The following is a 13,063-nucleotide window of genomic DNA, read 5'->3' as shown; positions in this document are numbered from 1 at the left end:
GGGCCGGCGCGTCGACGCCCTCGCAGGACCTGAGAGCTGCGCGCCCGGACCCGAGGGTCCCGTCCTGGGCGGTCGCACCGGGGTGGGTGCGTTAGTGTTCACGGCGTCAGACATCCTTTAACGACCCGTCCTGTGAGGCGGGGAAGGAGGTCGCCAGATGTCCTCTGGCCCCGCTCTGCCCGATCCCGTCCCACCCGTCGAGCCTGGGGGCTCCGGTGGCGAGGACTCGGGTGCCGAGGTCCTCGGCCAGCCCGAGATCGCCCGCGCCCTGACCCGTATCGCCCACGAGGTCCTCGAGCGCAACAAGGGCGCCGCCGACCTCGTCCTGCTGGGCATCCCGACCCGCGGTCTGCCGCTCGCCCAGCGCCTCGCGGCGCGCCTCGCGGAGGTCGAGCCCGGTCTGGACCCCGCCGCCGTGGCCGGCTCCCTGGACGTCACGATGTACCGGGACGACCTCCACAAGCACCCGACCCGTCCGCTCGGAGCGACGGACCTGCCTGCGGCAGGCATCGACGACCGCGTCGTCGTGCTGGTCGACGACGTGCTGTTCTCGGGACGCACGATCCGCGCCGCCCTCGACGCCCTCAACGACCTCGGCCGCCCCCGTGCCGTCCAGCTCGCCGTGCTGGTCGACAGGGGCCATCGCGAGCTGCCGATCCGGGCCGACTACGTCGGCAAGAACCTGCCCACCTCCCTCGTCGAGAAGGTGCGGGTCCGGCTCGTCGAGACCGACGGCGTCGACTCGGTGCGGATCGACGGGGGAACGCGATGAGGCACCTGCTCAGCGCGGCGGACCTCGACCGCGCGACGGCCATCGAGGTCCTCGACGCGGCCGCGCAGATGGCCGCGACCCAGGCCCGCGAGATCAAGAAGCTGCCGACCCTGCGCGGGCGCACCGTGGTCAATCTCTTCTTCGAGGACTCGACCCGGACCCGCATCTCGTTCGAGACGGCTGCCAAGCGGCTGTCGGCCGACGTCATCAACTTCGCCGCCAAGGGCTCGAGCGTCTCGAAGGGCGAGTCCCTCAAGGACACCGCCCAGACCCTCCAGGCCATGGGGGCTGACGCCGTGGTCATCCGCCACCCCGCCTCGGGCGCCCCGCACCGGCTCGCCCATTCGGGCTGGGTCGGCACCTCGGTGGTCAACGCGGGGGACGGGACGCACCAGCACCCGACCCAGGCCCTGCTCGACGCGTACACGATCCGCCGTCACCTGACCGGCACCACGGGCAACCCCGACGGCGTCGGGAACGACCTCACCGGGCTTCGTGTCGCGATCGTCGGGGACGTGCTGCACTCCCGGGTGGCGCGCTCGAACGTCCAGCTGCTGCACACGCTCGGCGCGGAGGTGACCCTCGTCTCACCCCCGACCCTGGTGCCCGTGGGGGCTGAGGCCTGGCCGTGCTCGATCTCCTACCACCTGGACGCCGTGCTGGCCGACCAGCAGCCGGACGCGATCATGATGCTCCGGGTCCAGCGGGAGAGGATGGGGGGTGACCGCACGGGTGCCACGGGGTTCTTCCCCAGCCCGCTCGAGTACACCCGGTCCTTCGGGCTGGACGCGCGACGTCTGCGGATGCTGCCCGACCACGCGATCGTCTTGCACCCGGGCCCGATGAACCGGGGGCTCGAGATCTCGGCGGAGGCCGCCGACTCGCCCCGGGCCGTGATCCTCGAGCAGGTCGCCAACGGTGTCGCGGTCCGCATGGCCGTGCTGTACCTGCTGCTCGCCCAGGAGAGAGAGACCCTCGCATGACGACGTACCTGCTGTGCGGTGCCCGCCTCCTGGGTGGCGCACCGACCGACGTCCTCCTCGGGGAGGGACGGATCCTCGCCCTCGGCGCCTCGGCTGCCGAGGACGACCGGGCCTCCTCCGCCGAGGTCGTCGAGGCCGCGGGGCTCGTGGCCCTGCCCGGCCTGGTCGACCTGCACACCCACCTGCGCGAGCCGGGCCGAGAGGACGCCGAGACGGTCGCCTCGGGCACCCGGGCCGCCGCCCTGGGCGGGTTCACCGCGGTCCACGCGATGGCCAACACCTCGCCCGTGGCGGACACGGCCGGGGTGGTCGAGCAGGTCTGGCGGCTCGGCCGGGACGCAGGCTGGGTCGACGTGCACCCCGTCGGGGCGGTCAGCGTCGGGCTCGCGGGCACCCACCTCGCCGAGCTCGGGGCCATGGCGAACTCCGCGGCCCGCGTCCGCGTCTTCTCCGACGACGGCCACTGCGTCGACGACCCGGTGCTGATGCGTCGCGCCCTCGAGTACGTCAAGGCCTTCGACGGCGTGGTCGCCCAGCACGCCCAGGAGCCGAGGCTCACCCAGGGCGCCCAGATGCACGAGGGGATCGTCTCGGCCGAGGTCGGGCTCGCCGGATGGCCGGCTGTCGCCGAGGAGGCGATCATCGCCCGCGACGTGCTGCTGGCCGAGCACGTCGGCTCCCGGCTGCACGTGTGCCACCTGTCCACGGCTGGCTCGGTCGAGATCATCCGCTGGGCCAAGGCCCGGGGCATCCCCGTGACGGCTGAGGTCACCCCCCACCACCTGCTGCTCACCGACGAGCTCGCCCGCACCTACGACCCGCTCTACAAGGTCAACCCGCCGCTGCGGACCGACGCCGACGTGGAGGCCGTCCGGGCCGGGCTCGCCGACGGGACCATCGACATCGTCGCGACGGACCACGCCCCGCACACCCGCGAAGACAAGGACTGCGAGTGGGCGGCTGCCGCCTTCGGCATGACCGGCCTCGAGACGGCGCTGGCGATCGTCACGAGCGTCATGGTCACCGCGGGGCGCATGGACTGGGCGGACGTCGCCCGGGTGCTCTCGAGCGCCCCGGCCAGGATCGGCCGGATCGACCAGGGCGAGCGCGCCCAGGGGCGCCCGCTCGAGGTCGGCGAGCCGGCCAACCTGACCCTCGTGGACCCCGACGCCCGGTGGACCGTGGACCCGGCGGGGCTCGCCAGCGCGAGCACGAACACCCCCTACGGGGGCCGCGAGCTGGTCGGCCAGGTCCGCGCGACGTTCTTGCGCGGTCGTCCTACGGTGCTGGACGGGCTGGCCGTCGAGCCCGTCCGGGATGCGGGGGCCCTGCCGTGACCACCACCCAGTCCTCGATCGCGGTCCTCGCGGGCCTCTTCGTCGTGATCCTGCTCGCCATGTGGTGGGGGTGGCACCGGCGCGGGGCACGCACCGGTGCCACCGTCCCTCCGCCCCCCGCGGTCCCCGCCGAGGCGGACCGGGGAGCCCTGCGGTGCCCCCCGATCGAGGTCGTCTACGTCTCGAGCACCAGGGCGGGGGACTGGCTCGACCGCGTCGTGGCCCACGACCTCGGGGTGCGCGCCGCCGCGACCGTCAGCGTCCACGAGACCGGGGTGCTCCTCGCCCGGCGCGGGGCCACCGACGTCTTCGTCCCGGCCTCGGGGGTGCGTCGCGTCGGACGCGCCCCGGGCATCGCGGGCAAGTACGTCGGCGGCGAGGGCCTGGTCGTCCTCACCTGGGAGGTGCCCGGTACCGCCGACCGCGGGCCCGCCCTGCTCGACACCGGGCTGCGCACCCGACGCCGGGCCGACCGCGAGCCGCTCACCGCGGCCCTGACCTCCCTCGTGCCTGTCGCCGGCACACCCTCGACCACCGTCGCCCCCACCGAGGAGCAGCCATGACCGACCCGACCGCCGTCCTGGTCCTCGAGGACGGCCGCACCTTCACCGGCCTCGCCTTCGGGGCCCAGGGCTCGACGGTCGGCGAGATCGTCTTCAACACCGGCATGACCGGCTACCAGGAGACCCTCACCGACCCGTCGTACCACCGCCAGATCGTCGTGATGACGGCCCCGCACATCGGGAACACCGGAGTGAACGAGGAGGACCCCGAGTCGACCCGGATCTGGGTCGCCGGCTACGTGGTGCGCGACCCCGCGATCCGGCCCTCGAGCTGGCGCTCGACGCGGACCCTCGCCGACGGGCTCGCCGACGAGGGGGTCGTGGGCATCAGCGACATCGACACCCGCGCCCTGACCCGTCACCTGCGTGAGCGGGGGGTCATGCGTGGAGGGATCTTCTCGGGACCCGCCCTGCTCGACTCCTCGGGCCGTCGGCGTGCCGAGCAGGACCTCCTCGACGAGGTCACCTCGGCCCCCGCGATGTCGGGGGCGGACCTCGCCGGCGAGGTGACGATCGCCGAGCCGTACACGGTCGAGCCCGTCCGCGGACCCGCGAGCGGGGCCGAGCCCGTCGCGACCGTGGTCGCCCTCGACCTCGGCATCAAGTCGATGACCCCGCAGCGCCTCGCCGAGCGAGGGGTCCGGACCCACGTGCTGCCCGCCACGGCCACCACCGAGCAGGTGCTCGCCCTCGAGCCCGACGGCGTCTTCTTCTCCAACGGACCGGGGGACCCCGCGGCCGCCGTCCACGAGATCGAGCTGCTCCGCGACGTCCTCGACCGTCGCATCCCGTTCTTCGGGATCTGCTACGGCAACCAGCTCCTCGGCCGCGCCCTGGGCTTCGGCACCTACAAGCTGACCTACGGCCACCGCGGGGTCAACCAGCCGGTCCTGGACCGTCGGACGCGCAAGGTCGAGATCACCGCGCACAACCATGGCTTCGCCGTCGACGCCCCGATCGAGGGGGAGTCCACAGCCCCGCACGAGGACGGACGGTACGGCCGTGTCGTGGTGTCCCACGTGGCGCTCAACGACCAGGTCGTCGAGGGCCTCGAGTGCCTCGACCGTCCGGCCTTCTCCGTCCAGTACCACCCCGAGGCCGCGGCCGGCCCGCACGACGCGGGCTACCTCTTCGACCGTTTTGTCGAGCTCATGGCCGCCAGCACCACCACCGAGGAGAACCCCTGATGCCTCGTCGCACCGACATCTCGAGCGTCCTGGTCATCGGCTCGGGGCCCATCGTCATCGGCCAGGCCGCCGAGTTCGACTACTCGGGCACCCAGGCCTGCCGTGTGCTGCGGGCCGAGGGGATCCGCGTGATCCTGGTCAACTCCAACCCGGCCACGATCATGACCGACCCGGAGTTCGCCGACGCCACCTACATCGAGCCGATCACCCCCGAGGTCGTCGAGGCGATCATCGCCAAGGAGCGCCCGGACGCGATCCTGCCGACCCTCGGGGGCCAGACCGCCCTCAACGCCGCGATCGCCCTCGACGAGGCCGGGGTGCTCGAGCGCTACGGCGTCGAGATGATCGGCGTGAACACGGCCTCGATCCACCTCGCCGAGGACCGCCAGGCCTTCAAGGAGGTCGTCGAGCGCTGCGGGGCCGAGAGCGCGCGCAGCCACATCACGCACAGCATGGAGGAGGTGCTCGCGGCCGCCGAGGACCTCGGCTACCCCGTCGTCGTCCGGCCCTCCTTCACGATGGGCGGCCTGGGCTCGGGCATCGCCTACGACGAGGCCGAGCTCCGCCAGATCGCGGGCGCAGGGCTGCACTACTCGCCCACGACCGAGGTGCTCCTCGAGGAGTCGATCCTCGGCTGGAAGGAGTACGAGCTCGAGCTCATGCGCGACCACGCGGACAACGTGGTCGTGGTCTGCTCGATCGAGAACGTCGACCCCGTGGGCGTGCACACCGGCGACTCGGTGACCGTGGCCCCGGCGCTGACCCTGACCGACCGCGAGTACCAGAACCTGCGGAACATCGGCATCGCCGTCATCCGTGAGGTCGGCGTCGACACCGGCGGCTGCAACATCCAGTACGCCGTCGACCCCGCCACGGGACGCGTGGTCGTCATCGAGATGAACCCCCGCGTCTCCCGGTCCAGCGCCCTGGCCTCGAAGGCCACCGGCTTCCCGATCGCCAAGATCGCCGCGCGGCTCGCCGTCGGCTACACCCTCGACGAGATCCCCAACGACATCACCGGCTCGACCCCGGCCTCCTTCGAGCCCTCGCTCGACTACGTGGTGGTCAAGGTCCCGCGCTTCGCCTTCGAGAAGTTCCCGGCGGCCGACCCGCGGCTGACCACCACGATGAAGTCCGTCGGCGAGGCCATGGCGATGGGCCGCAACTTCGCCGAGGCCCTGGGCAAGGCCATGCGCTCGATCGACCGCGCCGGCTCGAGCTTCCACTGGCAGGGCCCGGTCCCGGCCGGGCAGGAGCTCGCTGCCCTCCTCGCCTCGACCGCGGTCCCCACCGAGCACCGCCTGATCGACGTCCAGCAGGCGTTGCGCTCAGCAGGCCACGAGGGCGGCGCGAGCGTCGAGGACGTCGCCCGGGTGACCGGGATCGACCCGTGGTTCCTCGACCAGATCGCCCTCATCAACCAGATCGCCGACGAGGTCGCCCAGGCACCCGAGCTCGGCGCGGACCTGCTCCGGAGGGCCAAGCGGCACGGGTTGTCCGACCCGCAGATCGGCTCCTTGCGCGGGCTGGGGGAGGAGACCGTGCGGCAGGTGCGTCACGCCCTCGGCCTGCGGCCGGTCTACAAGACGGTCGACACCTGCGCCGCCGAGTTCGCCGCCCGGACGCCGTACCACTACTCCTCGTACGACGACGAGACCGAGGTGCAGCCGCGCGAGCGGCCCGCGATCCTCATCCTCGGCTCGGGGCCCAACCGCATCGGCCAGGGCATCGAGTTCGACTACTCGTGCGTGCACGCGGCCCTGGCCCTCAAGGGCGAGTACGAGACGATCATGATCAACTGCAACCCCGAGACGGTCTCGACCGACTACGACACCTCCGACCGGCTCTACTTCGAGCCGCTGACCTTCGAGGACGTCCTCGAGGTCTACCAGGCCGAGCTCGCCGTCGGGCCGGTCGCGGGCATCATCGTGCAGCTCGGCGGACAGACCCCGCTGGCCCTGGCCGAGCGGCTCGAGGCGGCCGGGCTGCCGATCCTGGGCACGCCCCCCGCTGCGATCGACGCGGCCGAGGACCGCGGCGCCTTCGGCCGGGTCCTCGGCGAGGCAGGGCTGCCGGCCCCGGCCTTCGGGACGGCACGCACCCTGGCCGAGGCCACGACGGTCGCCCGTCACATCGGCTACCCCGTCCTGGTCCGTCCGTCCTACGTGCTGGGCGGGCGCGGGATGGAGATCGTGTACTCGGACGAGCAGCTCACCGAGTACGTCGAGCGCGCCCTGCTGGGCGCGGCAGCCACAGGACCCAACAACGAGATCCCACCACTGCTCATCGACCGCTTCCTCGACGACGCGATCGAGCTCGACGTCGACGCCCTGTACGACGGCACCGACCTGTACCTCGGCGGGGTCATGGAGCACATCGAGGAGGCCGGCATCCACTCGGGGGACTCGGCCTGCGTGCTGCCCCCCGTGACGGTCTCGACCGCCGAGCTCGACCGGATCCGTGTCTCGACCGAGGCAATCGCCCGTGGCGTGGGGGTGCGGGGGCTGCTCAACGTCCAGTTCGCGCTGGTCAGCGACGTGCTCTACGTCCTCGAGGCCAACCCGCGGGCCTCGCGAACCGTGCCCTTCGTCTCCAAGGCGACCGGCGTGCCGCTGGCCAAGGCTGCCGCCCTGGTGATGGCCGGACGCACCGTCGCCGAGCTCCGCGAGGAGGGCGTGCTGCCCTCGACCGGGGACGGTGGCACGTTGAGCCTCGACGCACCGATCGCCGTCAAGGAGGCCGTGCTGCCCTTCAAGCGGTTCCGCACCGCCTCGGGGGCCGTGGTCGACACCATCCTCGGCCCCGAGATGCGTTCGACCGGTGAGGTCATGGGCTTCGACGTGGACTTCCCGAGCGCCTTCGCCAAGTCCCAGGCCGCGGCCTTCGGCGGGCTGCCGACCAGCGGTCGCGTGTTCATCTCGGTGGCCGACCGGGACAAGCGAGCCATCACCTTCCCCGTCAAGCGGCTGAGCGAGCTCGGCTTCGAGATCCTCGCCACCGCGGGGACCGCCGCGGTGCTGCGTCGCAACGGGATCAGCTCGCGGGTGGTGCGGAAGTTCTCCTCGGGCCAGGGGCCCGACGGGGAGCCGACCATCGTGGACCTGATCGTCGCGGGGGAGGTCGACATGGTGGTCAACACCCCGTCCGGGCAGGGCGCCCGCGCCGACGGGTACGAGATCCGCACCGCGACCGTCTCGGCCGACAAGGCGATCGTCACCACGGTCCAGCAGCTGGCTGCTGCGGTCCAGGGCATCGAGTCGCTGCGGCAGGGGCCCTTCGGTGTCCGGAGCCTGCAGGACCACGTCCTCGAGCTGCGCCCCGCGGCGCAGGGCCTGGGCGGCGTGACGCCGTGACCACCGCCCCGGCGCTCTCCGCGGACCGGACGCCGACCACGACCTTCGGTCAGCGGATCGGCCGGGCGATGGCCGAGCACGGGCCGCTCTGCGTGGGCATCGACCCGCACCCGGGACTCCTGTCCGCCTGGGGACTGCCTGACGACGCCACCGGGGTCAGGGCCTTCGCGATGACGGTCGTCGAGGCCCTGGGCGGTCGGGTGGCGGCCCTCAAGCCGCAGTCGGCCTTCTTCGAGCGCCATGGGTCCGCGGGCATCGCGGTGCTCGAGGAGGTCCTCGCGGCAGCACGCGGAGCCGGGAGCACCCAGGTCGTGCTCGACGCCAAGCGAGGTGACATCGGGTCGACCATGGCGGGGTACGCCGACGCGTACCTGGGCGAGCACGCACCCCTGGCCTGCGACGCGCTCACGGTGAGCCCCTATCTGGGGTTCGGCTCGCTCGGTCCGGCCGTCGAGGCCGCGGCCCGGACCGGGCGCGGCCTGTTCGTCCTCGCCCTGACCTCGAACCCCGAGGGCCCCGAGGTCCAGCACGCCGTCCTCCCGGCAGGGCATGCCGCTGGAGGCAGCGCGGTGGCCAGGACGATCGCCCGCGCCGCAGGCGAGCTCAACGCCGCTGAGACGGCACGCACGGGCGCGGCCCTCGGCTCGGTAGGACTCGTGGTGGGTGCGACCATCGGGACCGCGGCCGACGAGCTCGAGATGGCGCTGGACCAGGTGGGCGGCCCGTTCCTCGCCCCCGGTGTGGGCGCCCAGGGCGCCGGGGCGGCAGAGATCGCGCAGGTCTTCGGCGGAGCGCGTCACGGCGTGCTCGCCTCGACCTCGCGCGCGGTGCTCGGCGCAGGCCCTGATGCTCGCTCCCTCCTCGACGCGGCCCGCCGCGCGGCCGACGAGGTGGCCGCCGCGGTGCGCTGACCTGCGGCGTCCGAGGATCTCGCGTTGCCGACGACCGCCTCAGGTCGCTAGGTTCGACCCCGACCGCCATGCCCCTCTGCGAAGAAGGTGACCCCGCGTGGCTCTACCCCCGTTGACCCCCGAGCAGCGTGCAGCAGCCCTCGAGAAGGCTGCTGCCGCCCGTCAGGCACGAGCTGAGGTGAAGAACCGCCTCAAGTACTCCCAGGGCTCCCTCGCCGAGGTGATCGAGCAGGGCCGCACCGATGACGTGATCGGCAAGCTCAAGGTCTCCGCCCTGCTCGAGTCCCTGCCGGGCGTCGGCAAGATCAAGGCCCGCGCGATCATGGCCGAGATCGGCATCTCCGAGACCCGTCGGCTCCGTGGCCTGGGCCCGCACCAGGCGCAGGCCCTGGTCGAGCGGTTCGGCTGAGCACGACACGTGCCACGACACATCGCAGAGAACGACTCGACGGCCGCCGAGCCCGGTCCGCTGGACGACGGGGACGGGCCCGCGCGGCTGACGGTCCTCGCCGGGCCCACGGCCGTCGGCAAGGGCACCGTCTCGGCAGACATCCGCGAGCGGTACCCCGAGGTGTGGCTGTCGGTGTCGGCGACGACGCGGACACCCCGCCCGGGCGAGGTCGACGGCGTGCACTACCACTTCGTCGGCCCCGAGGCCTTCGCGCGCATGGTTGCCGAGGGCGAGCTCCTCGAGTGGGCCGTGGTGCACGGGCGCAACAGCTACGGCACCCCGCGGGGGCCTGTTCTCGAGCGACTCGCGGCGGGTCGGCCCGCCCTGCTCGAGATCGACCTCGCGGGGGCCCGGCAGGTGCGTGCCGCGATGCCCGAGGCGAGGTTCGTCTTCCTCGCCCCCCCCAGCTGGGAGGAGCTCGAGCGGAGGCTCGTGGGCCGTGGCACCGAGGACGAGGCCGAGCGTGAGCGTCGGCTCGCGACCGCGAAGGTCGAGCTCGCCGCCGCGAGCGAGTTCGACCACGTGGTCGTCAACGACGAGGTCCAACGCGCCACGGACGAGCTCGTCGAGGTGATGGGTCTGTCGAGGCGGTAGGATCGACGGGTTGACCGGGGCCTGGCGCCTCCGGTGGAGTCCCCGCCGTACGGCGCCACACCGACCCAGGACCGCCGACCACGGCCGTCCCGGCCCCCCACCACCGACCACGGAGTGCTGACATGTCCGGAACCGTCGCCGCCCCCGAGGGCATCACCGACCCCCCCATCGACGAGCTGCTCGCAGCCGCCGACTCCAAGTACGCGCTGGTGATCTACTCGGCCAAGCGGGCCCGTCAGATCAACGCGTACTACTCGCAGCTGAACGAGGGCCTCCTCGAGTACGTCGGTCCGCTCGTCGAGGCCCGGCACCAGGAGAAGGCGCTCTCGATCGCGATGCGCGAGATCAACTCCGGCCTGCTCACGGTCCAGCCGACCGACTCCTGACCGGACTCCACCCGTGCGGATCCTGCTCGGTGTCAGTGCGGGGATCGCGGCCTACAAGGCCGTGCTGCTCCTGCGTCAGCTGACCGAGTCCGGGCACGAGGTGCGCGTCGTGCCGACCCGCGCCTCCCTCGAGTTCGTCGGACGCGCGACGTGGGAGGCCCTGTCGGGCCAGCCGGTGACCACCGAGGTCTTCGAGGGCGTCACCGAGGTCGACCACGTTCGTCTGGGCAAGGGCGCCGAGCTCGTCGTGGTGGCCCCGGCCACCGCCGACCTCCTCGCGCGCGCTGCGACCGGCCGTGCCGACGACCTCCTGACGGCTGCCCTGCTCACGGCCCGGTGCCCCGTCCTGCTGGCGCCGGCCATGCACACCGAGATGTGGCAGCACCCTGCCACCGTGGCCAACGTCGCCACCCTGCGCAGCCGCGGGGTGCACGTGCTCGATCCTGCGTCGGGGCGGCTGACGGGGGCCGACACCGGACCGGGCCGCCTGCCCGAGCCCGAGGTGATCGCGGCCGCGGCCCTCGCACTCGTCCAGCCCACCCCCCGGGACCTCGTCGGACGCCGGGTCGTGGTCTCTGCCGGCGGGACCCGCGAGCCCCTGGACCCGGTCCGCTTCCTGGGCAACCGGTCGAGCGGCCGTCAGGGCGTCGCCCTCGCGCGTGCGGCCCACCGCCGGGGTGCGGACGTGACCCTGGTCGGGGCGAACATCGGCTCCGAGGTCCTCGGGCTGCTCCCTGCAGGGGTCCGTCAGGTCCCGGTCGAGACGACCGCCGAGCTGCGCACCGCTGTCCGCGGCGCCGCCGAGGAGGCCGACGTCGTGGTCATGGCCGCTGCTGTCGCGGACTTCCGTCCCGTCGCGCTCTCCGAGCACAAGATCAAGAAGGCCGAGGACTCGGGCCCACCCCTCATCGAGCTCACGACCAACCCTGACGTGCTCGCCGAGCTCGCCCAGGACCGGCTGCGCGTCGGTCAGGTGGTGGTGGGCTTCGCCGCCGAGACCGGGGACCAGTCGGGCGACGTGCTCTCCCACGGCCGCGAGAAGGCTCGCCGCAAGGGCGCGGACCTCCTGGCGGTCAACGCCGTCGGCGGCGGACGCGGGTTCGGCGAGGTGACCAACGAGGTGACGGTCCTGGACTCCGACGGAGCCACGGTCAGGTCCGCAGCAGGGACCAAGGACGAGGTGGCCGACGCCGTCTGGGACGCAGTCGTCGACCTGCTGCAGGCCTGAGCCCTCGCCCGCCCACGGTTCACCCTGCGGACGCCGGGGCGATCCCACGGGTCCTGGCTAGGCTGTGCCGATGAGCTCCAACGGACTGCGCCTGTTCACCTCCGAGTCGGTCACCGAGGGGCACCCCGACAAGGTCTGCGACCAGATCTCGGACGGCATCCTCGACGCCATGCTCGCCCAGGACCGTGCGGCGCGGGTAGCGGTCGAGACGATGGTCACCACCGGCCTGGTGCACGTGGCCGGTGAGGTGACCACCGAGGCGTACGTCGAGATCCCGCAGGTCGTCCGTGACGTCCTCCAGCGGATCGGCTACACCTCCTCGACCATCGGGTTCGACGCGCGGTCCTGCGGGGTCTCGGTCTCGATCGGCCAGCAGTCTCCCGACATCGCCGCCGGGGTCGACGTCGCCTGGGAGGCCCGCCAGGGCACCGAGGTGCTCGACCCGATCGAGGCCCAGGGCGCGGGCGACCAGGGCCTGATGTTCGGCTACGCGAGCGACGAGACACCCTCGCTGATGCCGTTGCCCATCTGGATCGCCCACCGGCTCGCCGAGCGGCTCGCCAACGTGCGCAAGGAGGGCACCCTCGGGTACCTCCGTCCCGACGGCAAGACCCAGGTCACCATCGGGTACGAGGGTGACCGCGCGGTGCGTCTCGACACCGTGGTGCTCTCCACCCAGCACGACCCGGGCGTCTCGCTCGACGGCACCCTGGCCCCCGATGTCGCCGAGCACGTCGTCGCGCCGGTGCTCGAGGAGGTCGGGATCGACACCACCGGGTTCCGGCTGCTCGTCAACCCGACCGGGACCTTCGTCATCGGCGGGCCCCAGGGCGACGCCGGCCTCACCGGGCGGAAGGTGATCGTCGACACCTACGGCGGCATGGCCCGCCACGGCGGCGGCGCCTTCTCGGGCAAGGACCCGTCCAAGGTCGACCGCTCGGCCGCCTACGCGATGCGGTGGGTGGCGAAGAACGTCGTCGCGGCGGGTCTGGCCCGCCGGTGCGAGGTGCAGGTCGCCTACGCGATCGGGGCGTCCCACCCGGTGGGTCTGTACGTCGAGACCTTCGGGACCGAGACCGTCCCGGTGGACCGGCTCACCGCGGCCATCAAGGAGGTCTTCGACCTGCGTCCGGGCGCCATCGTGCGGGACCTCGACCTGCTGCGCCCGATCTACTCGCGCACCGCGGCCTACGGGCACTTCGGCCGCGAGCTCGCGGACTTCACCTGGGAGCGGACCGACCGCGTGCTCGACCTGCACGACGCGCTGTCCTGACCCCCTCGACCGAGGTCTGGGCGGA

Annotated in this window: 12 protein-coding genes; all 12 read left to right on the top strand. The window is 72.7% G+C overall.

Going from position 1 to position 13,063, the window contains the following annotated elements:
• Positions 1-157 precede the first annotated feature (157 nt).
• A complete protein-coding gene (gene pyrR / locus J4G33_RS01315) occupies positions 158-772 on the top strand; it encodes a bifunctional pyr operon transcriptional regulator/uracil phosphoribosyltransferase PyrR (RefSeq protein ID WP_208054089.1) in 615 nt (204 codons plus the stop codon).
• Entirely contained in the window at positions 769-1,755 is a 987-nt protein-coding gene (locus tag J4G33_RS01310) for an aspartate carbamoyltransferase catalytic subunit (RefSeq protein ID WP_208054088.1), read from the top strand. Before pyrR ends, J4G33_RS01310 begins: the two co-directional genes overlap by 4 nt.
• Positions 1,752-3,092: a dihydroorotase gene (locus J4G33_RS01305; protein ID WP_208054087.1), complete on the top strand. Its 1,341-nt coding sequence runs from the start codon at positions 1,752-1,754 to the stop codon at positions 3,090-3,092. The genes J4G33_RS01310 and J4G33_RS01305 overlap by 4 nt, the downstream gene beginning before the upstream one ends.
• Positions 3,089-3,655, top strand: a complete 567-nt coding sequence (locus J4G33_RS01300) for a PH-like domain-containing protein (RefSeq protein ID WP_208054086.1) — start codon at positions 3,089-3,091, stop codon at positions 3,653-3,655. The genes J4G33_RS01305 and J4G33_RS01300 overlap by 4 nt, the downstream gene beginning before the upstream one ends.
• On the top strand, positions 3,652-4,842 hold the full coding sequence (gene carA, locus J4G33_RS01295; RefSeq protein WP_208054085.1) for a glutamine-hydrolyzing carbamoyl-phosphate synthase small subunit: 1,191 nt from the start codon (positions 3,652-3,654) through the stop codon (positions 4,840-4,842). The genes J4G33_RS01300 and carA overlap by 4 nt, the downstream gene beginning before the upstream one ends.
• Entirely contained in the window at positions 4,842-8,195 is a 3,354-nt protein-coding gene (carB, locus tag J4G33_RS01290) for a carbamoyl-phosphate synthase large subunit (protein WP_208054084.1), read from the top strand. Before carA ends, carB begins: the two co-directional genes overlap by 1 nt.
• Positions 8,192-9,106: an orotidine-5'-phosphate decarboxylase gene (gene pyrF / locus J4G33_RS01285; RefSeq protein WP_307793641.1), complete on the top strand. Its 915-nt coding sequence runs from the start codon at positions 8,192-8,194 to the stop codon at positions 9,104-9,106. The genes carB and pyrF overlap by 4 nt, the downstream gene beginning before the upstream one ends.
• Positions 9,107-9,203: 97 nt before the next feature.
• Positions 9,204-9,515, top strand: a complete 312-nt coding sequence (gene mihF / locus J4G33_RS01280; RefSeq protein WP_208054083.1) for an integration host factor, actinobacterial type — start codon at positions 9,204-9,206, stop codon at positions 9,513-9,515.
• A gap of 60 nt (positions 9,516-9,575) precedes the next feature.
• Positions 9,576-10,151 carry a guanylate kinase gene (gene gmk / locus J4G33_RS01275; protein ID WP_208054630.1) on the top strand — a complete coding sequence of 192 codons (576 nt, stop codon included), beginning with the start codon at positions 9,576-9,578 and terminating at the stop codon, positions 10,149-10,151.
• Positions 10,152-10,273: 122 nt separating this feature from the next.
• Positions 10,274-10,537: a DNA-directed RNA polymerase subunit omega gene (rpoZ, locus tag J4G33_RS01270; RefSeq protein WP_208054082.1), complete on the top strand. Its 264-nt coding sequence runs from the start codon at positions 10,274-10,276 to the stop codon at positions 10,535-10,537.
• Between the two features lie 13 nt (positions 10,538-10,550).
• The gene (gene coaBC, locus J4G33_RS01265) at positions 10,551-11,765 is read left to right on the top strand and encodes a bifunctional phosphopantothenoylcysteine decarboxylase/phosphopantothenate--cysteine ligase CoaBC (protein ID WP_208054081.1); all 1,215 of its coding nucleotides are present in this window, start codon (positions 10,551-10,553) and stop codon (positions 11,763-11,765) included.
• A 70-nt stretch (positions 11,766-11,835) separates the two neighbouring features.
• Positions 11,836-13,038, top strand: coding sequence for a methionine adenosyltransferase (gene metK, locus J4G33_RS01260; protein WP_208054080.1), 1,203 nt, complete (start codon positions 11,836-11,838; stop codon positions 13,036-13,038).
• The last annotated feature ends 25 nt before the right edge of the window (positions 13,039-13,063 follow it).

The sequence above is a fragment of the Actinotalea soli genome, assembly GCF_017565425.1.
Taxonomy (GTDB): domain Bacteria; phylum Actinomycetota; class Actinomycetes; order Actinomycetales; family Cellulomonadaceae; genus Actinotalea; species Actinotalea soli.
Note: the sequence above shows the minus strand (reverse complement) of the source record. Positions and strands in the feature narration are given on the sequence as shown.